At 61.9% G+C, this 22591-nt stretch carries 26 protein-coding genes and 1 tRNA gene; 13 read left to right on the top strand and 14 right to left on the bottom strand.

Going from position 1 to position 22591, the window contains the following annotated elements; genetic code table 11:
• Positions 1-106 precede the first annotated feature (106 nt).
• The 4 genes from prfB to NKH30_RS16670 all read left to right on the top strand — a co-directional run bounded on the left by prfB (position 107) and on the right by NKH30_RS16670 (position 3481).
• A protein-coding gene (gene prfB / locus NKH30_RS16685; RefSeq protein ID WP_352451084.1) for a peptide chain release factor 2 occupies positions 107-1238 on the top strand; the annotation gives its coding sequence in 2 pieces (ribosomal slippage) (positions 107-172 and positions 174-1238; 1131 coding nt in all).
• 473 nt (positions 1239-1711) lie between these two features.
• Complete coding sequence (locus NKH30_RS16680) at positions 1712-2098, top strand: hypothetical protein (RefSeq protein WP_031212810.1); 387 nt, start codon at positions 1712-1714, stop codon at positions 2096-2098.
• Between the two features lie 192 nt (positions 2099-2290).
• Positions 2291-2659 carry a GFA family protein gene (locus NKH30_RS16675; RefSeq protein WP_352874039.1) on the top strand — a complete coding sequence of 123 codons (369 nt, stop codon included), beginning with the start codon at positions 2291-2293 and terminating at the stop codon, positions 2657-2659.
• 174 nt (positions 2660-2833) lie between these two features.
• The gene (locus NKH30_RS16670; protein ID WP_254817106.1) at positions 2834-3481 is read left to right on the top strand and encodes a YiaD family glycine zipper/OmpA-like lipoprotein; all 648 of its coding nucleotides are present in this window, start codon (positions 2834-2836) and stop codon (positions 3479-3481) included.
• A 90-nt stretch (positions 3482-3571) separates the two neighbouring features.
• Here NKH30_RS16670 and NKH30_RS16665 read toward each other — a convergent pair whose 3' ends face one another.
• Together NKH30_RS16665 and NKH30_RS16660 are read right to left on the bottom strand one after the other, a co-directional pair.
• Complete coding sequence (locus tag NKH30_RS16665) at positions 3572-3844, bottom strand: DUF2798 domain-containing protein (protein WP_023679921.1); 273 nt, start codon at positions 3842-3844, stop codon at positions 3572-3574.
• A gap of 50 nt (positions 3845-3894) precedes the next feature.
• Entirely contained in the window at positions 3895-4779 is an 885-nt protein-coding gene (locus NKH30_RS16660; RefSeq protein ID WP_352996213.1) for an NmrA/HSCARG family protein, read from the bottom strand.
• Between the two features lie 127 nt (positions 4780-4906).
• On the opposite strand from NKH30_RS16660, the gene NKH30_RS16655 reads away from it, so the two are divergent.
• Positions 4907-5800, top strand: a complete 894-nt coding sequence (locus NKH30_RS16655; protein ID WP_352996211.1) for a LysR family transcriptional regulator — start codon at positions 4907-4909, stop codon at positions 5798-5800.
• A gap of 140 nt (positions 5801-5940) precedes the next feature.
• Here NKH30_RS16655 and NKH30_RS16650 read toward each other — a convergent pair whose 3' ends face one another.
• Positions 5941-7536 carry a DEAD/DEAH box helicase gene (locus NKH30_RS16650; RefSeq protein WP_352451079.1) on the bottom strand — a complete coding sequence of 532 codons (1596 nt, stop codon included), beginning with the start codon at positions 7534-7536 and terminating at the stop codon, positions 5941-5943.
• A gap of 347 nt (positions 7537-7883) precedes the next feature.
• Here NKH30_RS16650 and NKH30_RS16645 point away from each other — a divergent pair, with 347 nt between their 5' ends.
• Entirely contained in the window at positions 7884-8537 is a 654-nt protein-coding gene (locus NKH30_RS16645; RefSeq protein WP_352472772.1) for an outer membrane protein, read from the top strand.
• A gap of 81 nt (positions 8538-8618) precedes the next feature.
• On the opposite strand, the gene NKH30_RS16640 is transcribed toward NKH30_RS16645, so the two are convergent.
• Entirely contained in the window at positions 8619-9392 is a 774-nt protein-coding gene (locus tag NKH30_RS16640; protein WP_023679915.1) for an NAD kinase, read from the bottom strand.
• 279 nt (positions 9393-9671) lie between these two features.
• Between NKH30_RS16640 and NKH30_RS16635 the strand changes: the two genes are divergently transcribed.
• Complete coding sequence (locus NKH30_RS16635) at positions 9672-9836, top strand: hypothetical protein (protein WP_352835934.1); 165 nt, start codon at positions 9672-9674, stop codon at positions 9834-9836.
• 17 nt (positions 9837-9853) lie between these two features.
• Here the strand turns inward: NKH30_RS16635 and NKH30_RS16630 are convergent, their stop codons facing one another.
• The 5 genes from NKH30_RS16630 to NKH30_RS16610 are packed head-to-tail and all read right to left on the bottom strand — an operon-like array spanning position 9854 to position 14426.
• Positions 9854-10615, bottom strand: a complete 762-nt coding sequence (locus NKH30_RS16630; protein ID WP_352774597.1) for an MBL fold metallo-hydrolase — start codon at positions 10613-10615, stop codon at positions 9854-9856.
• The gene (locus NKH30_RS16625; protein WP_352996209.1) at positions 10612-11682 is read right to left on the bottom strand and encodes an ABC transporter ATP-binding protein; all 1071 of its coding nucleotides are present in this window, start codon (positions 11680-11682) and stop codon (positions 10612-10614) included. The genes NKH30_RS16630 and NKH30_RS16625 overlap by 4 nt, the downstream gene beginning before the upstream one ends.
• A complete protein-coding gene (locus NKH30_RS16620) occupies positions 11679-12461 on the bottom strand; it encodes an ABC transporter permease (RefSeq protein WP_352996207.1) in 783 nt (260 codons plus the stop codon). The genes NKH30_RS16625 and NKH30_RS16620 overlap by 4 nt, the downstream gene beginning before the upstream one ends.
• Before the next feature lie 2 nt (positions 12462-12463).
• Positions 12464-13306, bottom strand: coding sequence for an ABC transporter permease (locus NKH30_RS16615; RefSeq protein WP_352996205.1), 843 nt, complete (start codon positions 13304-13306; stop codon positions 12464-12466).
• A gap of 13 nt (positions 13307-13319) precedes the next feature.
• Positions 13320-14426, bottom strand: a complete 1107-nt coding sequence (locus tag NKH30_RS16610) for a polyamine ABC transporter substrate-binding protein (RefSeq protein ID WP_352996203.1) — start codon at positions 14424-14426, stop codon at positions 13320-13322.
• A 90-nt stretch (positions 14427-14516) separates the two neighbouring features.
• Here NKH30_RS16610 and NKH30_RS16605 point away from each other — a divergent pair, with 90 nt between their 5' ends.
• Positions 14517-15131 carry a TetR/AcrR family transcriptional regulator gene (locus NKH30_RS16605; protein WP_352472778.1) on the top strand — a complete coding sequence of 205 codons (615 nt, stop codon included), beginning with the start codon at positions 14517-14519 and terminating at the stop codon, positions 15129-15131.
• A 55-nt stretch (positions 15132-15186) separates the two neighbouring features.
• Here NKH30_RS16605 and NKH30_RS16600 read toward each other — a convergent pair whose 3' ends face one another.
• The 4 genes from NKH30_RS16600 to NKH30_RS16585 form a co-directional block, all read right to left on the bottom strand.
• On the bottom strand, positions 15187-15387 hold the full coding sequence (locus NKH30_RS16600; protein ID WP_023679908.1) for a DUF2905 domain-containing protein: 201 nt from the start codon (positions 15385-15387) through the stop codon (positions 15187-15189).
• Positions 15388-15435: 48 nt separating this feature from the next.
• Positions 15436-16074, bottom strand: a complete 639-nt coding sequence (locus NKH30_RS16595; RefSeq protein ID WP_352978089.1) for a cupin domain-containing protein — start codon at positions 16072-16074, stop codon at positions 15436-15438.
• 608 nt (positions 16075-16682) lie between these two features.
• Complete coding sequence (locus tag NKH30_RS16590) at positions 16683-16922, bottom strand: hypothetical protein (protein WP_352996201.1); 240 nt, start codon at positions 16920-16922, stop codon at positions 16683-16685.
• Positions 16923-17075: 153 nt separating this feature from the next.
• Positions 17076-17151: transfer RNA gene (locus NKH30_RS16585), tRNA-Thr, on the bottom strand.
• A 156-nt stretch (positions 17152-17307) separates the two neighbouring features.
• On the opposite strand from NKH30_RS16585, the gene NKH30_RS16580 reads away from it, so the two are divergent.
• The 3 genes from NKH30_RS16580 to NKH30_RS16570 all read left to right on the top strand — a co-directional run bounded on the left by NKH30_RS16580 (position 17308) and on the right by NKH30_RS16570 (position 18731).
• Positions 17308-17475 carry a hypothetical protein gene (locus tag NKH30_RS16580; protein ID WP_352649049.1) on the top strand — a complete coding sequence of 56 codons (168 nt, stop codon included), beginning with the start codon at positions 17308-17310 and terminating at the stop codon, positions 17473-17475.
• Positions 17476-17651: 176 nt separating this feature from the next.
• Entirely contained in the window at positions 17652-17951 is a 300-nt protein-coding gene (locus NKH30_RS16575) for a BA14K family protein (protein WP_352996199.1), read from the top strand.
• A gap of 423 nt (positions 17952-18374) precedes the next feature.
• Positions 18375-18731: a hypothetical protein gene (locus NKH30_RS16570; protein ID WP_352685048.1), complete on the top strand. Its 357-nt coding sequence runs from the start codon at positions 18375-18377 to the stop codon at positions 18729-18731.
• Between the two features lie 40 nt (positions 18732-18771).
• Here NKH30_RS16570 and bhcR read toward each other — a convergent pair whose 3' ends face one another.
• Positions 18772-19629: an HTH-type transcriptional regulator BhcR gene (bhcR, locus tag NKH30_RS16565; RefSeq protein ID WP_352996197.1), complete on the bottom strand. Its 858-nt coding sequence runs from the start codon at positions 19627-19629 to the stop codon at positions 18772-18774.
• 203 nt (positions 19630-19832) lie between these two features.
• On the opposite strand from bhcR, the gene gcl reads away from it, so the two are divergent.
• Together gcl and hyi are read left to right on the top strand one after the other, a co-directional pair.
• On the top strand, positions 19833-21614 hold the full coding sequence (gcl, locus tag NKH30_RS16560; RefSeq protein WP_352996195.1) for a glyoxylate carboligase: 1782 nt from the start codon (positions 19833-19835) through the stop codon (positions 21612-21614).
• 23 nt (positions 21615-21637) lie between these two features.
• Positions 21638-22435 (top strand): hydroxypyruvate isomerase, encoded by a 798-nt coding sequence (gene hyi, locus NKH30_RS16555; RefSeq protein ID WP_352541357.1) that lies wholly within the window; start codon positions 21638-21640, stop codon positions 22433-22435.
• Positions 22436-22591: the final 156 nt, after the last annotated feature.

The raw sequence follows: 22591 nt of genomic DNA, 5'->3' as shown, positions 1-22591 counted from the left end.
ACAGGGGCCGGTACATTACAGCGGCCGGCGCTTTACAGGAGACCGTGCCGTCCCTATGTATCGCGCCACCAAACCGCCATCCAGCAACAGGACAGAACAGCCAGCCATGCGCGCGGAAACGCAAAACATTGTCGACGAGATCAGGCAGGCGATCACCCTGCTGAGGAGGCATCTTTGACTGGGACCAAGCCATAAAGCGGCTTGAGTACCTGAACGTCCGTGCCGAGGATTCGAGCCTCTGGAACGAGCCGCTGGAAGCACAAAAGCTGATGCGCGAGCGTCAGGGCCTCGAGGAAGGCATTGCCGCCGTCAAAGGCCTCACCCAGGCCCTGGAAGACAATATCGGGTTGATTGAGCTTGGCGAGGAAGAGGGCGACGAGGGCGTCATCGCGGAGGCCGAAGCGGCGATCCGCTCGATGCGCGGCGAGGCCAAGGCGCGCCAGATCGAAACGCTGCTGTCGGGCGAGGCTGACGCCAACGATAGCTATCTGGAAGTCCATGCCGGCGCCGGCGGCACCGAAAGCCAGGACTGGGCCTCGATGCTTCTGCGCATGTATACGCGCTGGGCCGAGCGCCGGCGCTTCAAGGTCGAGGTGCTTGAAGTGCATGACGGCGAAGAAGCCGGCATCAAGTCCGCCACGCTGCTGATCAAGGGCCACAACGCCTACGGCTGGCTGAAGACGGAATCGGGCGTGCATCGTCTCGTGCGGATTTCGCCCTATGACAGCAATGCGCGCCGCCACACCTCCTTCGCCAGCGTCTGGGTCTATCCCGTCATCGACGATACGATCGACATCGACGTTTCCGAATCCGACGTCCGTATCGACACCTATCGGTCGTCGGGATCGGGCGGCCAGCACGTCAACACCACCGATTCGGCGGTGCGCATAACCCATCTCGCCACCGGCATCGCGGTTGCCTGCCAGGCCGAGCGCTCCCAGCACAAGAACAAGGCCAAGGCCTGGGAAATGCTGCGCTCGCGGCTTTACGAGGAAGAGCTGAAGAAGCGCGAAGCGGTGGCGAACGCCACCGAAGCGTCGAAGAGCGATATTGGCTGGGGCCACCAGATACGGTCCTACGTGCTGCAGCCCTATCAGCTGGTGAAAGATCTGCGCACCGGTGTCGAGAGCACCAGCCCGTCGAGCGTGCTCGACGGTGACCTCGACGATTTCATGGAAGCCTCACTGTCGCAGCGGATCGAAGGTGGCGCCGGCGAAACGGTGGCCGATATCGACTGAGGCCGCCGGGCACCAATCCGGCAGGAATGTGGGTTCATCACGCGAGAGTTACGGCCATCGCGCGAGAGTGACGAGCTCTCAATTTGCACTTACCTGTCGTTCTACAACTTTGTTTTTCATCGGATTTTTCAAAAATCGATTTCCGCTTTTGACGCGGATGCCGCGGGCCGCCGGTGCCAAGCCTGGAACCAGCGCGAGCCAAATCCCGTTATTGGCGATCCCGCTGCCGGGGTTGACCAGGTTTCGTCAATCAGGACGGCAGGTTGGTTCCGGCTGCAGAGGTCGGCGTTCGGTTGCGACAGCAATTGCTTGCGCCGACCAAGGAATCAGCCCAGCATTCATGCGCTGGGGAGGAAAAAAGCATTTATGGCCGGACGCGGCGTATCTGCGACCTGACGATCCGGCCACTGGGAAGACACGTTCCGGGAACGGGCAAGCGAAATGCTTGACAACCGTTGATAGGAACTGCGCTCATGCCTGCTCTCACAACCAGACCGGCCCCAGTCGCCCGCACGGCGCGCCGACTCCTGAATTCACTTGTCGCGGCAGTGGTTTTGATAGCTGCCGCCATTCCATTTGCGGCGCCTGCTCTGGCGCATGATGCCAAGCCGACCGCGGCCATGCCGCAAGGCTGGAGCTATCCCTTCTCCTGCTGCTCGGGCTATGATTGCCGCGAGGTCTCTCAGACATCGATCAGCGAACGTCCCGAGGGCTATGTCATCAAAGGAACCGGGGAAGTCGTGGCCTATAGCGACAAGCGGATCAAGAATTCGCCCGACGGCGAATATCATTGGTGCTCCGTTGCCGGTGCCAATGACGGAAAGACCATCTGCCTGTTCGTGCCGCCATCGTCCTATTAGCGCATGACGCCCGAAAGCTTGCCGACGGGCTGACCCGGGGGTGTGCGGCGGCTTTGGATCGATGAGCCTTCGGTCGGCACTCCAGCACTTTTAACCTGTGCATCGCAGGCTCACAGGTCGCTGACAGGCAGTTGTCAGGAGCGTTTCTTTATGCTGCCTTTGCTTACGGGCGGCATTGTGAGGGACCAATCCATGACGATCAAGGCAAGCTGCCACTGCAAGGCGACGACGTTCGAGGTCTCGCAAGCACCGCAGACAGTGACGCGATGCACCTGTTCCTTCTGTTCAAAACGCGGTTCGTTGTGGGCCTATTACACCCCATCCCAATTCAGGCTCACCAGCCCGCCGGAGAATGTTTCGTTCTACCAGTGGGGATCGAAAACCATAAAACACGGTTTTTGCGCCAGCTGCGGCTGTGGGACCTTCACCGAGACGCCGGACTGGTCGACAGGCGAGCCGAATTTCGACAATCCGAAGATCAGCGTGAACTCGCGGCTGTTCGACGATTTCGATCTCGACAAGGTCGAAGTGGTGGTCATCGACGGCAAGAATCTCTGGTAGCCGGTCGAATTGCGGTGGTCGCGCGAGCCGCTGCAGGCGTGTGGAATTGAGCCGGGGAAAGCCGCGGCAGCGGCTTTTGCTGGTCCGCTTTTCGCCGCATTTCATGTTACAAGTCGCTGGAAGGGCTGATGCGGTGCGCCGTTGCGCGGCCGTGGAATGGAGAGGGACCACCATATGAAAAAGATTGTGCTCGCCGTCGTGGCGACGGCTGTGCTCGTGAGCGCATGCACCACCGATCCCTACACCGGGGAACAGAAGGTTTCCAACACCGCTGCCGGCGCCGGTCTCGGTGCTTTGGCGGGTGCCGGGCTCGGCATGCTTGCCGGCGGTAACGACCGCCGCAACGCGCTGATCGGCGCGGGCATCGGCGCGCTTGCCGGCGGTGCCATCGGTGCCACCATGGACCAGAACGAGGCCGAACTGCGCCGACAGCTTCAGGGCACAGGCGTCAGCGTCACCCGCACCGGCGATCAGATCATCCTCAATATGCCGTCCGACATCACCTTCAACGTCGACCAGGACGCGGTGAAGGCCGGTTTCTATCCGGTGCTGAATTCGGTGGCCCTTGTGCTGAAAAAGTTCCGCCAGACCACCGTCGACGTGTTCGGCCACACCGACTCGACCGGCAGCGACGAGCACAATTTCGACCTGTCGCAGCGCCGTGCTTTGGCGGTCGCCAACTATCTGTCCGGACAGGGCGTCGATTCCCGCCGCTTCGCCGTCACCGGCTTCGGCAAGACACGTCCGATCGCCTCCAACGCGACCGCTGCCGGCCGGGCTCAGAACCGCCGCGTCGAGATCCAGCTGTCGCCGCTTACCTGAGGCAAGCGCACGAACCGGCCGCGGCCCCGCAAGGGGCCGCTCTAATGGCTATGTCGGCCCTCCGTCCGCCGGCATCCTTCGTTCGTGATGTCAGGACCGGGCCGGCTGATCGACAATCGCGGCAACGATCCGGCGCACGATCGGAAGCACAATCAGCAGACTGGGAAACGCGACAAGCCATGAAGCGCCCCATGCATAGCTCCAGGCCGCTATAAACCCGTTCGTCCAGCCTGCGCCGATTGCCGTCGAAACCGCCGAGACAATCGAGGACATCAGAATCGAAAGAACCAACGGCATCACCACCGCGCCGTAGGAGGGCGGCAGCTTTCTCAATTTGAAGGCTCGGTCCGGTGATGCTTGCATCGAAATCTTCCTAATCAAAAAAATTTGCGTAGGCGTTATTGTGAGGACGATCAGGCGGCATATGCCGTCTGCAGCGCCAATTCCTGAATGAAGCTTCGTAGCGAACGCGGCTCGCGGCCAAGCACGGCACGCAACGTCAGGCTGTTTCCGCCGAGGCCGTATTTGGCGTAGTGGCTGTGTACTTTGGCCAGCATCTGCAACTGCCGGTCGGTATAGGGAAGGCGGGCCTTCGCCGCCCAGTCCTGAAATGTCGGCTCGCCCGCCGAAACCGGCCGGCCAAGCGCTTCGCTCATCATGGCGACGACCTCTTCGCGGCTGTGCATACCGTCGGCGCACAGCTCGAGGGTCGCATAGGACAAACGCGCTTCGGTCAGTGCGATTGCCGCCACTTCAGCCACATCGCGATAGTCGACGCGGGCGAGCTTCGCCGTCCTTGGAAACGGCTCGGCGAAAACGCCGTGCTCGACGACGGACGGCCAGGCCGGCGCGATATTTTGCATGAAATTGGCCGGGTGCAGAATGGTGTACTCCATGTTCGTCGAATAGAGGGCAGCTTCAACGGGTACCTTGCTTGCATGGTTTTCCAGCCTCGTATTGGTCGGCTGGATCACCGACGAAAAGACGAACTTTCGAACGCCTGCTCGCGCCGCCGCCTCAACCATGGCAACCCCCATGGCGGCTTCGTCGGGAGCAAAGGCCGGTCCGATGTGAAAGACACCGTCGACACCTTTCACGGCCTGCTCAAGGCTCCGATGGTTGCGCAGATCTCCGATCGCGATCTCGGATGCGCCGCCTTTCCGGGCTTTTTCGGCACTCGCGGCGTCACTAACAAGCGCTCGAACCCTGGCATTGCGGCGGACGAGTTCAGGCACCACCAAACCGGCAACGCGGCCTGCGGCGCCTACGACCAGGACCGTTGGACTGGGTGTTCGCATGACGATCTCCTTCCTTCGAGTCTGCCTTTCGGCCTGTGCAGGGAAGATAAAATCTAGCGAACTTCGTTACAATTGATCGATTTTGCGATAGGTTCTCCCGATTTTCGGTAGAAAGGAGCGATGAGCGATGAGCCGGATAGATGATTTCGAAGCCTTCATTGCCATTGTCGAGCATGGCAGTCTGACGGCTGCCGCACGCCGGCTGAACCGCTCACTGCAGTCGGTCAGCCGGTCCCTGGCGACATTGGAGGAATCAATCGGGGTCGAGCTTCTGCACAGGACGACACGCCGCTCGACGCCGAGCGAAGCCGGAGCGGCCTTTTTCCAGCGCATCAAACCCGCCGTCGAGGAAATTAACGAAGCCAGGCTTCAGGCGGCCAATCGACGGTCGGAGCCATGGGGCATCCTGCGTGTCAGTGCCCCGGTTCTGTTCGGCCCGGACTTCCTCGTGCCGGTCATCGCCGATTATATGCGGACATATCCCCGGGTCGAGGTTGACCTCCAGCTTTCCGATGAATTTGTCGATCTCGATGCCGAGCGCCTCGATTTGGCTGTCCGAATCGGCAATTTGCCGGATTCCAATTTACGTGCGAAGCGCCTGGGCGCGCTGCGGCGCGTGGTGTTCGGCGCACCTGCCTACTTCCAGCAACACGGCCGACCGGCCCATCCGCTCGAATTGCGTGAGCATCAATGCATCGTACGAACCGTCGACGGCCGCCCAGGCGAATGGATGTTTCAGATTGAAGGCAAGCCCCGGCCGGTGAAGGTCGCGGGTACCTTCCGGTCGAATTTGATGATATCGATCTATGCGGCCGCGGTTCAGGGATTGGGTCTGGGCTACTCGCCGCTTTGGCAGGTAAAGCACCTGGTGGACGATGGCCGCCTGGAACTGGTTCTAACCGAATTCGAGCCGGTGCCGGTGCCGATACACGCCGTGTGGCCGGAAGGCAGGTCGTCCTCAGCCAAAGTTCGCGCTTTTCTGGACCTGCTGGCATCCCGCCTGGAGCTCAGGGATCTTTAGCCACATAGCGAGCCTAGCGGCATACGGATCGCCGGCAGCACCAAAATCGACCGCCTCGCAGCAACGCCACAAGATTACCGAGAGCAGTACTTCTCAAAAGAGGGTGCTTCGCGCGTCGGCGGGGCCGCGCGCGAGCCGTGTCAGACCTTGGCGACGATCCGCATGAAGGCCGGCATGTCGTCGCCGAAGCCGACGGTCGCGTCATTGTCTTCCTGGCGCTGGCGGGCAGGGCGCTCGCGCTGCGGCCTGGTGTCGCCCCGTTCCGGCGCGCGCCGTTCGTTGCGATCGGGCGAAGCCTTGCGTTCAGGTGAAGCCTGGCGCTCGCTGTTTTCCGAGCGGATCGCCTCTTTGCGGGTACGCCGCTCGTCGATGTCGGCGACGGTGGCTTCGGCCACGACCGGCTGTTCCTCGCTAACTGCTTCTGGCGCTGCTTCTTCGCTGCGCTTGGCGTGGCGTTCACGCGGTTTGCGCTCGCCCCTGTCCTTGGCGTCGTCCTTGCGGCCGGCACGGCGTGGCGCACCGCGGCCACGGCGCGGGGCCTCATCCTCGCCGCCTTCGCTGGCAACGACCGTCGACAAATCGCCGTCATGCCACTCGATCTTCGTGCCGATCAGCCGCTCGATGGCGTCGATGTATTTGGTGTCCGACTTGGTCGCGATGGTGAAGGATTTGCCCGAGCGCCCGGCGCGGCCGGTACGGCCGATGCGGTGGACGTAATCCTCCGCGTGGATCGGCACGTCGTAATTGAAGACATGGCTGACATCGGGAATGTCGAGGCCACGCGCCGCGACATCCGAAGCAACGAGGTAGCGCAGCTTGCCGTCACGGAAATTGGCCAGCATCTGCATGCGCGCGCGCTGGTCCATGTCGCCGTGCAGGGCGCCGGCGTCGAAGTCATATTTCAGCAGCGAGCGGAACAGCTCCGATACCTCGATCTTGCGGTTGCAGAAGATGATGGCGTTCTTCAGCTCGGCATCCTCGGCTTTCATCAGATTGCGCAGCGTCTCGCGCTTGTCCCAGGGTTTCGGGCCGGATTTCACCAGCCGCTGGATGATGTTGGTGGCGGCCGATGCTGCCTTCGACACTTCGACGCGCACCGGTGCGTGCAGGAATTTCTCGGTGAGCTTGGTGATTTCCGGCGGCATCGTCGCCGAGAAGAACAGCGTCTGCCTGGTGAACGGGATCATCTCGCAGATACGCTCGATGTCGGGGATAAAGCCCATGTCGAGCATGCGGTCGGCCTCGTCGATGACGAGGATCTCGACGCCGTTGAGCAGGAGCTTGCCGCGCTCGCGATGGTCGAGCAAGCGGCCGGGGGTCGCGATCAGCACATCGGCGCCGCGCTCGAGCTTCTTGTCCTGCTCGTCGAAGGACACGCCGCCGATCAGCAGTGCGATGTTGAGCTTGTGGTTCTTGCCGTATTTGACGAAGTTTTCCTCGACCTGCGCGGCGAGCTCGCGCGTCGGCTCGAGGATCAGCGTGCGCGGCATGCGGGCGCGGGCACGGCCCTTTTCCAACCGGGTGAGCATCGGCAGGACGAAGGACGCCGTCTTGCCGGTGCCGGTCTGGGCAATGCCCAGCACGTCCTTGCCGAGCAAGGCGTGCGGGATAGCACCAGCCTGGATCGGCGTCGGCTCGGTGTAGCCGGCATCGGTAACTGCGGAAAGGACCTTCGGCGACAGGCCGAGGTCTGCGAAGGTCAACGCTTCTTGAGCGATCTGGGTGTCTGAGGACAAGTTTGGCTGTCTTTGGCTGGTTCGGGGGCGCAACATATGCAGTCGCGGCAAGCGCCGCGCGCCTGCAAGATCGGTATTGCAGGTAGGCGCAAGCCCACGATTTGTCAACACAAACGGGCGGCATTGGCGCGATTGTGAAGCCGTAAGCTTAATCGCGATGGTTACCGCTCGTCGATGGCCTGCTCTTCAGCAAGGCGAGATTCTCGCACCAGCGCAGGTGTTGCAGATCAGCAACGCCAGGGTGCATTCATTCTGACCACACGCCAAAGTGCCATTTGAGATTTGAAATAACTCAGAAACTAGCCACAAATGATTCATCTATTTTTCTTGGCTAAGGGGGCCACATTATGAAGAAAGCTTTTCTTTCCGCAGCGTTTCTGGCAGCGGCCTTGACTCCGGCGATCGCGGCCGATGTCGTGGAATTGCCGGTCGCATCAACGTATAACTGGACGGGCCTCTATCTAGGCGCACATGTCGGCGGTGGCAGCAGCAAAGTAGACTGGGAATATACTGTTGGCGGGACGGCTGATCATGATGGCAGCGGCGCCCTGGGCGGCGTCCAGGCCGGTTACAATTTCCAGAGCGGAAATATAGTCTATGGCGTCGAGGCGGACATCTCGGCCGCCCATATCGATGGCGGCACGGATTGTCCGAACCCCACCTTCTCTTGCGACTCCGATGTAAAGATGCTCGGATCGCTGCGTGGCCGAATTGGCTATGCGATGGATAGGCTGCTGATCTACGGTACCGGCGGTCTCGGCTTCGGCAGGGTTGAGATTAGCACAAGCGGTCCGATCGGGACCAACGGCACCTCGAAAACCAGAGCAGGCTGGACCCTGGGCGCGGGCCTGGAATATGCCTTTACCGATCACTGGTCGCTCAAGGGCGAATACAAATATTTCGATCTGGGCAAGAGCGATTATGCAGTCGACACCGGCCTGAATGTCGAAGCAAAGGTCCGCATACACACCGGAGTCATCGGCTTGAATTACAAGTTCTGATCGCAACGATCGGCCGCCGCAACACTTGTGTTGTCAAATAGGAACCCGGCCTCGTGCCGGGTTTTTATTTGCACGGTCTGTTCAATACCTGAACTGTTCGGCGAGAATGCGCTCGTTCCACGAATGGTTGGGATCGAACAGCAGCGTCGCCGTTGCCGTCGGCGATTCCCTCACCGTGACCGTCGTCACCGCCTTGACCTCGGTGTGGTCGGCGGCGGCGTTCACCGGCCGCTTTTCCGGCTCCAGAATGTCGAAACGCACGATCGCCTTGTTGGAGAGCAGCGCGCCGCGCCAGCGGCGCGGACGAAACGGGCTGACCGGGGTCAGCGCCAACAGCGGAGCGTCGAGCGGCAGGATCGGCCCGTGCGCCGACAGATTATATGCGGTCGAGCCGGCCGGCGTCGCAATCATCACGCCGTCGCAGTGCAATTCCTCCAGCCGCTCTTGCCCATCCACGGTGATGCGGATCTTGGCCGTCTGGTACGACTGGCGCCAAAGCGCAACCTCGTTGATCGCGAGCGCCGAAATCGTCTCGCCTTCGGCCGTCACCGCCTGCATCTCCAGCGGACGGATCGTTTCGGCAACGGCCGCCGCGATGCGCCCGGTCAAGCCGCTGGCGCGGTATTCGTTCATCAGGAAACCGATGGTGCCACGGTTCATGCCGTAGACCTTCTTTCCCGTGCTCATCGTCTCACGCAGGGTCTGCAGCAGAAAGCCGTCGCCGCCGAGCGCCACGACGATCCCGGCTTCTTCGACGGAGGCCTGGCCGTAACGCGCAGAGAGGCTTTCCAGCGCTGCATTGGCGTCGGCTGTACCGGATGAGACGAAGGCGAAACGGCTGGCGGTTTTGCTCATGGCTCTCAACGACAACCGATTGGCGACGACCGTCTGGCGACCGATTGGCGGCGACCGGTTGCTGGGCCGCGCCAGCGCCGGGTTAGCATGGGTGGGCATTTCTGCAAAGGGAGGGAGGTGCCTGGAGATGGCGACCAAACAAGCCGCACTCGCGCATCATGTCGGAGGACAAAATGATGTGATGGTTAAGACTCGCCTTAAACTCTCGTAAAGCCATATCGATCATGTTAGCCGGCAGCGGACGGGCGGCGTGGGGGCTAACCAGTCGAGGCCGATCTATTGCCGCTGGCACGCTTGATTATTGTCTTCCTGATGCTGGCAAGTTTTGCCCTGGCTTTCGCGGAACTGGTGCGCCAGGCGGAGGAAAAGAGCTTTAGACCCGAGCCCACGGCCTCGCGCTGCGGCGACGCGGCGGGGACACCCTGTCCGCAAAGGGCGCTTTGACGCCACAGCGCCAGTGCTTATCGGGCTTGCAACAGATGGCAGCCGGCCTGGCGCTTTTGCGCGAGATATTCGTCGACAAGCTGGCGATAGCGGACTTTGCCGAAGCTCGGGAAATGGCCGCCGTGCACGACCGAGACATCGAGATCGCGCATGCGCAGCAGCGTTTCGACATAATCGTCGATATCGGAGTGATAGACGTCGTCGATCAGCGGGCCGTCATAGATGATGTCGCCGGAAAACAGGATGCCCGTCCTGTTTTCGTAGAGCGCAATGCCGCCGGGTGAATGGCCGGGCGTGTGGATGACCTCGAAGGCACGGTCGCCGAGATCGACCATGTCGCCTTGCTCGAGCAACCGGCCGGCTGGTGCGGGCAGGATCTGGTAGCGCTTGGTGTCCCAACCTTGCGGCATGCCGTCGAACATCTCGTCAGTGGCATAGCGGTCGGCAACCGTCCATTCGTTGCGTGGATCGGCGAGGATTTCGGCCTCGGCCGGGTGCACGCAGCGGTCGGGAAATTCGTGATGGCAGCCGATATGGTCGAAATGCGTGTGGCTGGCCACGCAGGTGAGCTTGCGCTCCGTGACCAGCGGCACGTGGCGGCGCAGGCTGAAATGGCCGAGGCCGGTATCGAACAGAAGATCGCGGTCGCGGCCGCGCACATGCCAGATGTTGCAGCGGAAGAACGGCTTGATCCACGGCTCGTGGATCAGCGTCACGCCATCGCCCATGCGGATAGTTTCGTACCAGTCAGGAGCGTCGATGATTGGAAGCGTGCTCATGTTTGGTCCGCAAGCAGGATGATGTCGCCAGCATCGCACGATACCGCGACAACGTCGCCCGGCTGGACGGCCGATGCGGCCGCGACCTTGGCGATGAAGTGCAGCGCCGGGTCGGTCGTGGAGGTCCCCAGCACACGCTTGAAGCTGCCCTGGAAGACGACGTCGCTGACCTTGGCCGTACCGAGCGCCACGGCACCGCCGGCAGCGCCGAGAACAAGATGCTCCGGGCGGATGGCCAGCGCAACGGTCGAGCCGGCCGGCAATGTGCCGGGCAGCGAGAGCGACCCAAGCTTCGTGGTGACGGCGATTTTGCCGCTCTTCGCCTCGGTCACCGTTCCCGATATCAGCGTGCTTTCGCCCATGAAAGTCGCGGAAAAGCGCGTCGCTGGCCGGGCATAGACGCGCTCGGGCGGTCCTTCGTCCTCGATGCGCCCGTCATTCATCACCACGCAATGATCGGCCAGCGCCATCGCCTCTTCCTGGTCGTGGGTGACGTGGATGAAGGCGGTGCCGACGCGTTTCTGGATCGCCTTCAACTCGTCCTGCATCTGCCGGCGCAATTTCAGGTCGAGCGCGCCGAGCGGCTCGTCGAGCAACAGCACCGCCGGCTCGACCACCAGGGCGCGCGCCAGTGCCACGCGCTGCCGCTGACCGCCGGAAAGCTGGTGCGGCTTCTTGTCGAAGGCGGTGGCGAGGCCAACCAGCGCCAGCGCCTCGCGCGCCCTTGCTGCCCGGGTTGCGGCATCGACACCCCGCATGCGCAGCCCGAAGCCGACATTGCTGCCGACGCTCATATGCGGGAACAGCGCATAATCCTGGAACACGGTCGTCGTCGGCCGCTTCGCCGGTGGCACGGCCGTGCAGTCCTCGCCGCGGATCAGCACCTTGCCCTCGCTCGGCGTGACGAAGCCGCCGAGGATGGACAGAAGCGTCGTCTTGCCGGAGCCAGACGGCCCGAGCAGGATCGTGTAGCTGCCAGGCTCGATCGTCAGCGAGACGTTCTTCAGCACGGTGTGCTGACCGAAGCGATGCGAGACAGAGCTTATATCGACCAGTGGCGCGGTCATGCCGGCTTCCTTCGCAACAGCATCAGCTCGAACAATACCACCAGTACGATGGAGACGGCGAAGACCAGCGAGCCGACGGCGTTGGTCTTGGGATTGAGGCCGGAGCGCAGCAGGTTCCAGATCTCGACCGGCAGCGTCGTGTCGAAGCGCGTCAACAGGAACGAGATGACGAACTCGTCCCAGGAGAAGGTCATCGACAGGAAGAAACCGGCGAAGATCGCCGGCGCCATGACGGGCACGGTGATCAGCAGCAGCACCGTCCATTCGGGCGCGCCGAGGTCGCGCGCGGCGCGCTCGATATTGATCTGGTGGTCGCCCATCTGGCTGTAGACGATGGCAAAGCAGAGCGGCAGGTTGATCACCACATGGCCGATGCCGGCGGCAATGAGCGACTTCGGCACGCCGGCCCAGTTGAACAGCACCAGCAGCCCCATGCCGATGATGAGATAGCTGACGGTCAAGGGCAAGGTGATCAGCCCGCGCATCAGGCCCGAGCCCGGCAAAGCGAAGCGCGCAAAACCCCAGGCGGAGAGAAAGCCCAACGTGACGGCGGCAGCCGAGGAGACGACCGCCACCAGCAGCGAATTGACCAGAGCCGAAGTCAGCCGCGTGTCGGCGAGCACGGCCTCGTACCAGCGCAGCGAAGGCCCGGTGAAGGGCGGGATCGGAAACGAGGTTGCCTGCAGCGAAAACAGCACCAGAACGATGACCGGCAGAAAGATAAAGCCGTAGATTGCGATGGCGTAAAGGCCGGAGACGAGGCGGATGAGCGCGCGCATGGTCAGGCCCGCTCGATCTTCAGCCAGCGGGAGCAGGCGAGATAGGCAACGGTGACCACCGCCATCAGGATGATCGACAACGCCGAAGCGAGCGGAAAGTCGCCGCGCCGGCCGATCTGCATCATGACGAGCTGCGGCATCAAAAGCTCGTTGTTGCCGCCGAGGATCTGCGGCGTGATGTAGTCGCCGATGCACAGCACGAAGGTGAGGAAGGCGCCGACCATGATACCGGGGAGCGTCAGCGGCAGAACGACATGCAGGAAAATCCGAACCGGCCCGGCGCCGAGGTCGGCGGCGGCCTTGCGATAGCTGGGGCTGAGCTGCTTCAGATTGGCGAAGATCGTCAGCGTCAACAGCATGACGAAGAAATGCACGAAGCCGATGACGGTGGCCAGCCGCGTATTGGCGAGCTGCAGCGGTTCGCTGAACAGGCCGGAGCCGGTCAACGCATGGTTGACGACGCCGTTCTGCGCCAGCACCAGCAGCCACGAATAGGAGCGCACGACATAGGAGGTCCAGAACGGCAGCACTGCCAGCATCAGCGCCAGCCGCTGCCAGCGCTCCGGCACCTGTTCGGCCAGGATCCAGGCAAAAGGATAGGCGAGCAGCACCGAGATCACGGTGACGATCGCTGTGACCTGCAGCGAGTTCACCATCGCCTGCCAGTAGGACGGATTGGCAAAGAACTGGCTGTAGTTGGACAGCGTGAAGCCGCCGCCTTCATGTGCCGTCAGGCTGGATACCGCCATGGCGACGAAGGGCAGCACGAAGAACAGCAGCGTCCAGCCGAGCGCCGGCGTGACCAGCGCCCAGGGCAGGGCACGCCCACTGTTGACGGCGTTCACGACCGGCAGCCGGTCATTGCGCCTGCAGCATTTCGGTCCAGACGTCCTGCATCTTCTTGTCGAGATCGGCATTCGGCGCAGGATAGGACTGGGCGCGGGCGAGGAATTCCGGCTGCTCGTCGAAGCGCAGGATCTTCTTCTGCTCGTCGCTCAACGCCGCCTTGCTGTTGGCCGGCATGCCCCAATAGCAGGACGAGGTGGCGAGCCGCGCCTGGCCTTCGGGGCTCATAATGTACTGGATGAATTTAAGCGCAAGCTCCTTGTTCTTGGAATCCTTGAACATTGCCAGCGACTGCGACCACAGCACGGCTCCTTCTTTCGGGATAGAGAAGTCGAGGGCAGGGTTTTCCTTGGCCAGCCCCGCCGTCACCCATTCGCCGCCGCCGACCAGAATGTCGACCTCGCCGGTCGCCAGCGCCGTCTGGCTGGCGGTCACTTCGCCGACCAGCTTTGCGTTGGCCTTCATTTTGAGCAGCTCTTCCTTGATGGCGGGAAGGTCGGCTTCGGTCAGCTCGGCGGTCTTTTTGCCGATCGCCAGTGCGGCCATGCCGATGACCGGCAGGTAATAATCGTAGATGGCGATCTTGCCCTTGTACTTATCGCCGGTCAGCGCGGCAAGCGACTGCATGTCGGCCGGATCGACCTTGGTCTTGTTGTAGCCGATCGTGTTGTAGCCGAACTTTTCGGTGATGCCGTAGCGCTTGCCGTCGACGACGGTGGAACTGTCCATCTTCACCTGCGGAAACAGGTCGGCCAGCGGCAGCTTGTCTTCCGGCAGTGGCTCGAACAGGCCTTTTTCGACGCCGCGTGGCACGTCGATGCTGTCGATCACCATCACGTCCCAATCGCCGGGCTGTGATTGATCGACGATCGCCAGGCCGGCGCCGGTGCCTTCGAACTCCTTGACATTGACCTTGACGCCGTTGGCCTCCTCGAACGGCTGCAGCAGCGCCGGATCGGCGTGATCGCACCAGATCAGTGCGTTGAGATCCTGCGCCTGAGCGAGGCTGCCCGCCGCCAGCAGCAGTGCTGCCGCGGCACAGGCGCCTTGGAGATGGCTCTTCAGAACGGAAAGCGGATTCCTGACGGTTGGATTGGGGGTCTTTGGATTGACGGACATCGAGTGTTCTCCCTTGCCTTTTTGGCTTGTAGGAAAAATTGAACCAATTCTAAAATTGAGTCAATTCTGTTTTTGTGGCAAACAGCCGTTATGAGCGGATTGCGGGCAAGGCAGAAGGCGGATCGGCACCGCCGCATCATCGAGGCGGCGGCGGCGCTTTTCCGCGATGCCGGTTATGAAGGCGCCAAGATCGAGACCATCGCGGCGCAGGCCGAAGTCTCGGTCGGTACCATCTACAATTACTACCAGAACAAGGGCGACATCCTCGGCGCCATCGTCTCGATGGAGGTCAACGAGGTGCTCAATGCCGGGCGCGGCGTCGTCGCCAACCCGCCGGCCAATGTCGGCGACGCTCTCGATACGCTGCTCGGCATCTATATCGAGCACTCGCTGCATTATCTCAGCAAGGAGATGTGGCGGCAGGCGATGGCGATCTCGACGCAACTGCCCGACAGCCCGTTCGGCCAGGCCTATACCGGGCTGGACCGCGCCCTGACCGAGCAGATCCGCGCGCTGATCGTCCGCCTGCAGGCGCTCGGCCTGGTGCGTCGCGACATCGACGGGCCGGCACTCGGCGAACTCATCTTCAACAACATGAACATGATGTTCATCGAATTCGTGAAGCGCGAGGAGGCGAGGATTGCCGAACTGCGCACGGCGATACGCAGGCAGAACAGGATATTGGTGGCGGCGATCGGAGTGTAAGAAGATCAAGGGCGAGTTGGGCCTGCAACACAAATCGCCGCAGCCGGAGCATCGCCTACCGGTTGATCAGCCATAGAATGGCCGAGAGCACGATGCTGACCAGTATCCCCGTCGTGATAGGGACATAAAGCCTGAAGTTCTCACGCTCGATCACGATATCGCCGGGCAGCCTGCCAAGGCCGGTCCGGGCCAACCAAGGCCACAGCAGGCCTATGGCGACTATGCTGAGACCAACGACGATCAGAGTTCGCGACATGGCAGCATCCTGCCGACAAAAATGCCGGGCGCCCAATATGGACCCCGATCATCCGGCTACTAGGCCTGCTCGAGCGAGGATTTCAGGAGCCGGCGTGACATGCCCGTGCGGCTTGCAGTAGTCCGGGTCGATCGCGCGATAGCCGAGCAGATGGCCGAGTGGCGCCAGGATCGCCAGCGCCACTCGCTGAATCGCAGGTGGCGGGTGCGTGAAGACGATCACGTCGGCAAATTCCCTGGCGATGACTGCTGCCTGAAGCGGCGAAGGTCTACCTTTTCTGTCCACCTTGCCGGCATTGGCCAGGCCGAAGAGCATGCCGATCAGCAGCTCGAAACGGTTCGGGTCGACATTGTCCGCACCTGGCGCCCGGTCGACTTCGACCAGGACATGCGCTTCTTCGGTTTTGCTGCTGTTCCACCAATCATGTGCGACGCCTGCTTCGACCGTGGCGGATTGGCCAGGCTCCAGGGACAAAGTCTTCCCGGCGATGCAAGCGTCGAGACGGCCACGGAGGACGGTAAACCGTTCCGTCAGGTTCGGGTGGAAGTGCTCGCCCACCACTGCGGCTCCCGGCCGGGCGGTCAGATGAGCGATGCCAGGTCCCTGGCCGCGGTCTTCGGTGCCACGCAGGATGACCGCATATTCGCCGGTCACCTTGTTCTCGTAGACATCTCCACAGCGTGACATGGATCGGCTCCGGAGTTTCAGAGCACCAATGCCCGGCAACTCTATCGTCAAAGGCTTGGTCGTTCAACGACGCTCCAACGGGCGATTGCGGAAACACCAGTTGCCGGCTCTTCGTCAACGCGCGCGATCAGCGCTCTACCGAACATGCTTAGGCGGCCGCGCTCGCGGAAACGGCACGACCGTCAGTGGCGCCTTGCGGAATTCCGCGATGGCTATTTCTTCAATCAGCGCGTCGAGGGCCTCGTTGACGCGTCGGCTCGTTCCATCCGCGCCGCAGAGGCGGTTTTGTGCGCACTCCAAAAGCTCGCGCGCCGCGGCGAAATCACTTCGCATGACAACACCCTTTGGTTTTTGGCCCGCCGCACCGACATTGTCGGCGCGCTTAATTGAGCGAGTGCTAATATACACAGGAGCAATTTAATCGAATGGTACGAGATGGCCGAGGCCGGGAGAGAGGGCCGAAATGACGGCTCTGCAACGGCGAAGTCACGCCCGGGCTCAGCGTCTCTAGATATGAGATGCTAACTCGTTGTCTGGCGACAGATTTTGCCAGCAATTGCACGGAAGTTTCTGGTGACCCGACGAGGACGGTCCCGACACGTACGCCCCTAATACGGTCTTGGGCGGCTTATATATTCTCTGGCGGCGGCAATCTGGCGCCGGTGCTCGCGGAGGAAGGCTGCGCCGAAACAAATGGCGAAGGCCAGTACTGAAAGGCTTGTCGTTGCTCTTGATGTTGGATCGGGATCGGGACTTAGCAGGAAACGGAAACCGAACGCGAAGGCGAAGACGATAAATCCGCCAAATATGCCGTTGATGAAGGGGGCGGTCGTGCGTTTCTGCTCCAACGAAGACTCCTAGGTTTTCCGCTAGGGAACTATGGTTTCCGCTAGGGAATATATGCGTTGAAGCTGATGTGCTACCGATCCTGACGGCCCCGGCCTGTGGATATCGGGGATGAGCAGATATCAAGCGCCCCGGAGGTCTCAAGAAGCCCGTACTGGTGCCCCCGGACGGAATCGAACCGCCGACCTTCGGTTTACAAAACCGCTGCTCTACCAGCTGAGCTACAAGGGCACGGCGCTCCGGTTACCATATTTGCCGCGCCAGTAAAGACAAAACTCCGTTTTCGGCTGCCGCGAACGCGCCGGTTCTGCCGCCAAGGCGTCCTGAAAACGGCCAATTCGCTTCCTATATTGATCGAAGGTGCAATCGCATCAGCGAGGCTGTCGCATGATCAGGTTTGTCATCATTCTCCCGCTCGTCGTCGTGGCCTGGGTTCTCCTGGTGAAGCTCATCAAGGACCTGAAGCACGCCAATATCGACTGGACCGGCGTCACCACCATCGTCGGCTTCATCGCGCTCGCCTTCTGGCTTCGCCACATCACCGGGATGGGGTGAGGCCTGCCGGTTGTTCCGGTGAACTGTCGACGGCGCGACCATTCGTGGTCGCGCATCAGACCGCGCGATTTCGCCCGCCGAGAAAAAATCCAAAAGGACCTTCGAACCTTTTTCCTTGTCGCGACGACTGATGGTCAAGAGGCGGTTGGATCGCCTCCCACAACAAGGAGATCGTCATGTTCAAGCGCACCATCATTTCCGGCCTCGTCGCCACCACTGTCGCCGCCGCCATGCTGGTCGGCACCGTTCAGCCGTCGGCCGCCCATCACAAGCACAAGCACCTCGGCATCGGCATTGCCGCAGGTGTCGGCGGCTTCCTGCTCGGCAACGCGCTGGCCCAGCCGCGCACCGTCTATATCGAGGAAGACGGCGGCTCGTGGCACGTCCGGCGCTGCCTCAATCGCTACCAGAGCTACGACCCGTACTCGGACACCTATGTCGGCTACGACGGCTATCGCCATCGCTGCTGGCTTTGAGGGCCACGATGCCAGCTTGGGAGGACGTGACCGTTTCATGCAACCGGAAGGGCGCCCCACTGGCCCTTTTTCTGTTGTTCGGCGATAGGCTTCCTGTCGAAATCGACTGACTATCAGTGTCGGCGCTGCCCCTCATCTGCCTGCCGGCATCTTCTCCCCGTATAGTGACAGGGAGAAGGGACGCTCTCGGCGATGATTTCGCCAGTCTCCAGCGCTGCAAGAGGGCGCCAAGGTCGCGGTCAGCTTCTTTCTCCCCGTCACTATGCGGGGAGAAATGCCCGGTAGGCCAATGAGGGGCAGCGCCAGCTTCAGTCTCCAAGCAATTTAGCTATCATTTGTCTCTGATTTCACCAGGAACCCGGCAGTATACAGCGATTTCCCAACAGCCTAGTCTGCACCGATAGCGAAACAGGGAGAGGGCGCTTGGGCGAGCAAGATCCGAACGAAGAGCCGATCGAGACAATTTTCCGCAACGGCACGATCACCACCGTCGGCATCCTGCTGGCGTTCTCGCTGGGCTTCATCACGCATTGGGCCGCCAACCCGATACCATGGGAAATCTATCACCTGGCCGCCGTCGCGCCGATTTTGATCGGCATTGCCCTGCAGATACGAGCGCTGCGGTTGCTGCTCGACTTAACGTCTCTACAACGGCGCGTTTATGAACGCGCCAATCGTATCTTCATTGCCGGCCTAATCTTCACCGCCTGCGGAGTTGGGCTGGCGATGCTGCTTGATTTCTACGACCTATCAACCAAGAGCGCGGTGCCCGGGGCCTAGCTTTGGCCATCCTGGCAGATGTCGCACCATTCGACGCTGGTCAGCGCTGCCATGCGCTCGGTTCGCTGCGAAGGCCGGGAGGGGTCGGCAGCCCGCCGATCATCCTTGTCACCTCCGCCGCCGCATCGTGCACAAGCGGGCCGATCTCGGCCAGCCGTTCCGGCGTTACCCGCACCGTCGGCCCGGAGACCGAAACGCCGCCGATCGGCTCGCCGAACTCATTGAAGATGGCGGCGGCAACGCAGCGCATGCCCGGATGCCGCTCCTCGTCGTCTACCGACCAGCCGCGCAGCTTGATCGTCACCAGGTCGCGGGCGAGCGCCGGGATATCGGACAGCGTGTTTTCGGTGAAGCGCTCCAGCCCGGCCCGGCGCAGGATGGTGGCGACGCGTTCCGGCTCGAGATGCGCCAGCACTGCCTTGCCGATGCCCGAGGCATGGAAGGAGCTGCGCGTCCCCGGCCGGAAGAAGGCGCGGATCGCCTGATGCGTCTCGACCTGACTGACAAAGACGACGCAATCGTCCTCGGCGACGCCGAGATTGGCGGTCTCGCCGGTCTTCTCCATCAATTCCTGCATGACGATACGGGCGCGGTCGACCAGCTTGCGGCGGCGCAGGAACGCCGCGCCCATGCGATAGGTCTCGACGCCGATCGACCACAGCTGGTCGGTACCGTCGAACTCGACCATGCCGTGGTTCTCCAGCGTCGTCAGCATGCGGTAGGCGGTGGATGCCGGCAGACCGGAACTGGCGGCGATCTCGCTCAGCGACAGGCCGCTGCCATCGGCAACGATTGCCAGGATGCGCAGCGCCCGGTCCAGCGACTGCACCGAAGCGGCCTCGGACGGTCCGTTGAAGGCGCGCGGCCGGCCGCGCTGGCGTTTTTCGGTGGTCTCCATCGGACCATTCTTCGCTCTGTTCGCGCAACAAGGCAATGAAAAAGTTTTTCACCGATTTGCGAAGCGAATTCGTGGAAAACAGAAAGTCAAATCAATTCAATCCACAAGAGCCGTTTTCTAGAAATGAAAAAATATTCTGAAAAAATTGAAAAATCATTGGTTCGCTGGCATCATCGGCTATCAACAATTCCGTGGAGGCTGACATGGCCAGGATGCGCGCAGTCGACGCAGCGGTTCTCGTTCTCGAAAAGGAAGGCATCTCCTGTGCCTTCGGCGTGCCGGGTGCTGCGATCAACCCGCTCTATTCGGCGCTGAAGGCGAGGGGCAGTATCCGCCACATCCTTGCGCGGCACGTCGAGGCGGCTTCGCATATGGCCGAAGGGTTTACCCGCGCCAGATCGGGCAATATCGGTCTGTGCATCGGCACCTCGGGTCCTGCCGGCACCGACATGATCACTGGCCTCTATTCGGCCGCTGCCGATTCAATTCCCATCCTCTGCATCACCGGGCAGGCGCCGCGGGCGCGTCTCAACAAGGAGGATTTTCAGGCCGTCGACATTGCGGCGATCGCCGCACCCGTCGCCAAATGGGCGGTCACCGTCATGGAACCCTATCTGGTGCCGATGGCGCTGCAGAAAGCGTTCCATCTGATGCGCTCGTCGCGGCCGGGGCCGGTGCTGATCGATTTGCCTGTCGATGTGCAACTGACCGAGATCGAGTTCGACATCGATGCCTACGAGCCGCTGGTGCCGTTCAAGCCGGCAATGTCGCGCGCCCAGGCCGAGAAGGCGTTGACGATGCTGAACGCGGCGGAAAAGCCTGTCATCGTCGCCGGCGGCGGCATCATCAACGCCGATGCGTCGGACCTGCTGATCGAGTTCGCCGAGGTCACCGGCGTGCCTGTCATTCCGACGCTGATGGGCTGGGGTGCGATCCCCGACGACCACCGCCTGATGGCCGGCATGTGCGGGCTGCAGACCTCGCACCGCTATGGCAATGCCACGATGCTCGAAGCCGATTTCGTTTTCGGCATCGGCAACCGCTGGGCCAACCGCCACACCGGTTCGGTCGACGTCTACACCAAGGGCAAGAAATTCATCCACGTCGATATCGAGCCGACGCAGATCGGCCGGGTCTTCGCACCGGACCTTGGCGTCGTCTCAGATGCCGGTGCGGCGCTGAAAATGCTGCTCGACGTCGCCACCGAGTGGAGGACGGCCGGGAAATTGCGCGACTGGTCGGGCTGGGCCGGCGAATGCCGGCAGCGCAAGAAGACAATGAAGCGCAAGACCCATTTCGACCAGGTGCCGCTGAAGCCGCAGCGCGTCTACGAGGAGATGAACAAGGCGTTCGGCCGCGACACCACCTATGTCACCACGATCGGCCTGTCCCAGATCGCCGGGGCGCAATTCCTGCACGTCTACAAGCCACGCAACTGGATCAATTGCGGCCAGGCCGGCCCGCTCGGCTGGACATTGCCGGCAGCCCTCGGTGTTCGCGCCGCCGATCCGGACCGCACAATTGTGGCGCTGTCCGGCGACTATGATTTCCAGTTCATGATCGAGGAACTGGCGGCCGGCGCACAGCACAAATTGCCCTACATCCATGTCGTCGTGAACAACGCCTATCTCGGGCTGATCCGCCAGGCGCAGCGCGGCTTTTCGATGGATTTCGAAGTCAGCCTGGCCTTCGAGAACGTCAACCGGAAAAACGAGCCTGAGGCGGACTACGGCGTCGACCACGTCGCCGTTGCCGAGGCGATGGGCTGCAAGGCGGTCCGGGTGCGCCGGCCGGAGGAATTCGCCGGTGCCTTCGAAGAGGCAATGCGCCTGATGGACGAGCACCAGGTTCCGGTGGTGCTCGAATTCATCCTCGAGCGCGTCACCAACGTTTCGATGGGTACTGAAATCGACAAGATCACCGAATTCGAGGAGCTAGCCGAACATCACGAAGATGCCCCCACGGCGATCGTCATGCTCGACTAAGCCGCATATGAGGAACTACTGCCATGCCACGGTTTTCAGCCAATCTTTCGATGCTCTTTGACGAGCATGACTTCCTCGACCGCTTCGATGCCGCCGCCCGCGCGGGCTTCAAGGGCGTCGAGTATATCGGCCCCTATGACCATGCGCCGGATGTCGTCGCAGCCAGGTTGAAGAAGAACGGGCTGACGCAGGTCCTGTTCAACCTGCCTGCCGGCGACTGGGCCAAGGGCGAGCGCGGCATCGCGATCCTGCCCGACCGCGTGCCGGAGTTCCGGCAAGGCATTGCCAAGGTCGTCACCTATGCGCACGCATTGGGCTGCGAGCAGGTCAACTGCCTCGCCGGCATCGCGCCGCAAGGCGTCGACCGCTCCGTGCTGGAAGACGTCTTCGCCGAAAATCTGGCTTTCGCGGCCGAAAAGCTGGAGCAGGCCGGCATCAGGCTGCTGATCGAGCCGATCAACACCCGCGACATTCCGGGCTTCTTCCTGAATTACTCGGACCAGGCTCTGGCCCTGATCGACCGCGTCGGCTCGAAGAACCTGTTCCTGCAATACGACATCTACCACATGCAGATCATGGAGGGGGATCTCGCCCGTACCATTGAGGCAAACCTCAACCGCATCGCGCATATCCAGCTTGCGGATAATCCCGGCCGTCATGAGCCGGGGACGGGCGAGATCAATTTTCCCTTCCTGTACAACCACATCGACCGCATCGGCTATTCCGGCTGGGTGGGGGCGGAGTACAAGCCGAAGGCGGGGACGGATGCCGGGCTTGGCTGGTTTCGGGACGCGGCCGGGCAGGGGAGTGCGGCGGCGTAGCGGGCAAGAGAGGCCCCCTCATCCGGCCGCTGCGCGGCCACCTTCTCCCCGCTGGGGAGAGCGACTGTCTTGGCTGTCAAGTTGTTTGCCACGGTTTTTGATCCCGGACGATAGCGTTGAGAATGGTGAGAAGCTTGCGCATTGTGGCGACGACGG

Origin of the sequence: Mesorhizobium sp. M1273, assembly GCF_040318195.1 — a bacterium.
In the GTDB taxonomy this organism is placed as follows: domain Bacteria; phylum Pseudomonadota; class Alphaproteobacteria; order Rhizobiales; family Rhizobiaceae; genus Mesorhizobium.
Note: the sequence above shows the minus strand (reverse complement) of the source record. Positions and strands in the feature narration are given on the sequence as shown.

What these genes read in the sequence shown, in the direction of transcription:
- NKH30_RS16680 (WP_031212810.1), top strand. Translation starts at nt 1,712, where the DNA reads ATGCCTGCTCTCACAACCAGACCGGCCCCAGTCGCCCGCACGGCGCGC.
- NKH30_RS16675 (WP_352874039.1), top strand. Translation starts at nt 2,291, where the DNA reads ATGACGATCAAGGCAAGCTGCCACTGCAAGGCGACGACGTTCGAGGTC.
- NKH30_RS16670 (WP_254817106.1), top strand. Translation starts at nt 2,834, where the DNA reads ATGAAAAAGATTGTGCTCGCCGTCGTGGCGACGGCTGTGCTCGTGAGC.
- NKH30_RS16665 (WP_023679921.1), bottom strand. Translation starts at nt 3,844, where the DNA reads ATGCAAGCATCACCGGACCGAGCCTTCAAATTGAGAAAGCTGCCGCCC.
- NKH30_RS16660 (WP_352996213.1), bottom strand. Translation starts at nt 4,779, where the DNA reads ATGCGAACACCCAGTCCAACGGTCCTGGTCGTAGGCGCCGCAGGCCGC.
- NKH30_RS16655 (WP_352996211.1), top strand. Translation starts at nt 4,907, where the DNA reads ATGAGCCGGATAGATGATTTCGAAGCCTTCATTGCCATTGTCGAGCAT.
- NKH30_RS16645 (WP_352472772.1), top strand. Translation starts at nt 7,884, where the DNA reads ATGAAGAAAGCTTTTCTTTCCGCAGCGTTTCTGGCAGCGGCCTTGACT.
- NKH30_RS16640 (WP_023679915.1), bottom strand. Translation starts at nt 9,392, where the DNA reads ATGAGCAAAACCGCCAGCCGTTTCGCCTTCGTCTCATCCGGTACAGCC.
- NKH30_RS16630 (WP_352774597.1), bottom strand. Translation starts at nt 10,615, where the DNA reads ATGAGCACGCTTCCAATCATCGACGCTCCTGACTGGTACGAAACTATC.
- NKH30_RS16625 (WP_352996209.1), bottom strand. Translation starts at nt 11,682, where the DNA reads ATGACCGCGCCACTGGTCGATATAAGCTCTGTCTCGCATCGCTTCGGT.
- NKH30_RS16620 (WP_352996207.1), bottom strand. Translation starts at nt 12,461, where the DNA reads ATGCGCGCGCTCATCCGCCTCGTCTCCGGCCTTTACGCCATCGCAATC.
- NKH30_RS16610 (WP_352996203.1), bottom strand. Translation starts at nt 14,426, where the DNA reads ATGTCCGTCAATCCAAAGACCCCCAATCCAACCGTCAGGAATCCGCTT.
- NKH30_RS16605 (WP_352472778.1), top strand. Translation starts at nt 14,517, where the DNA reads ATGAGCGGATTGCGGGCAAGGCAGAAGGCGGATCGGCACCGCCGCATC.
- NKH30_RS16600 (WP_023679908.1), bottom strand. Translation starts at nt 15,387, where the DNA reads ATGTCGCGAACTCTGATCGTCGTTGGTCTCAGCATAGTCGCCATAGGC.
- NKH30_RS16595 (WP_352978089.1), bottom strand. Translation starts at nt 16,074, where the DNA reads ATGTCACGCTGTGGAGATGTCTACGAGAACAAGGTGACCGGCGAATAT.
- NKH30_RS16580 (WP_352649049.1), top strand. Translation starts at nt 17,308, where the DNA reads ATGATCAGGTTTGTCATCATTCTCCCGCTCGTCGTCGTGGCCTGGGTT.
- NKH30_RS16575 (WP_352996199.1), top strand. Translation starts at nt 17,652, where the DNA reads ATGTTCAAGCGCACCATCATTTCCGGCCTCGTCGCCACCACTGTCGCC.
- bhcR (WP_352996197.1), bottom strand. Translation starts at nt 19,629, where the DNA reads ATGGAGACCACCGAAAAACGCCAGCGCGGCCGGCCGCGCGCCTTCAAC.
- gcl (WP_352996195.1), top strand. Translation starts at nt 19,833, where the DNA reads ATGGCCAGGATGCGCGCAGTCGACGCAGCGGTTCTCGTTCTCGAAAAG.
- hyi (WP_352541357.1), top strand. Translation starts at nt 21,638, where the DNA reads ATGCCACGGTTTTCAGCCAATCTTTCGATGCTCTTTGACGAGCATGAC.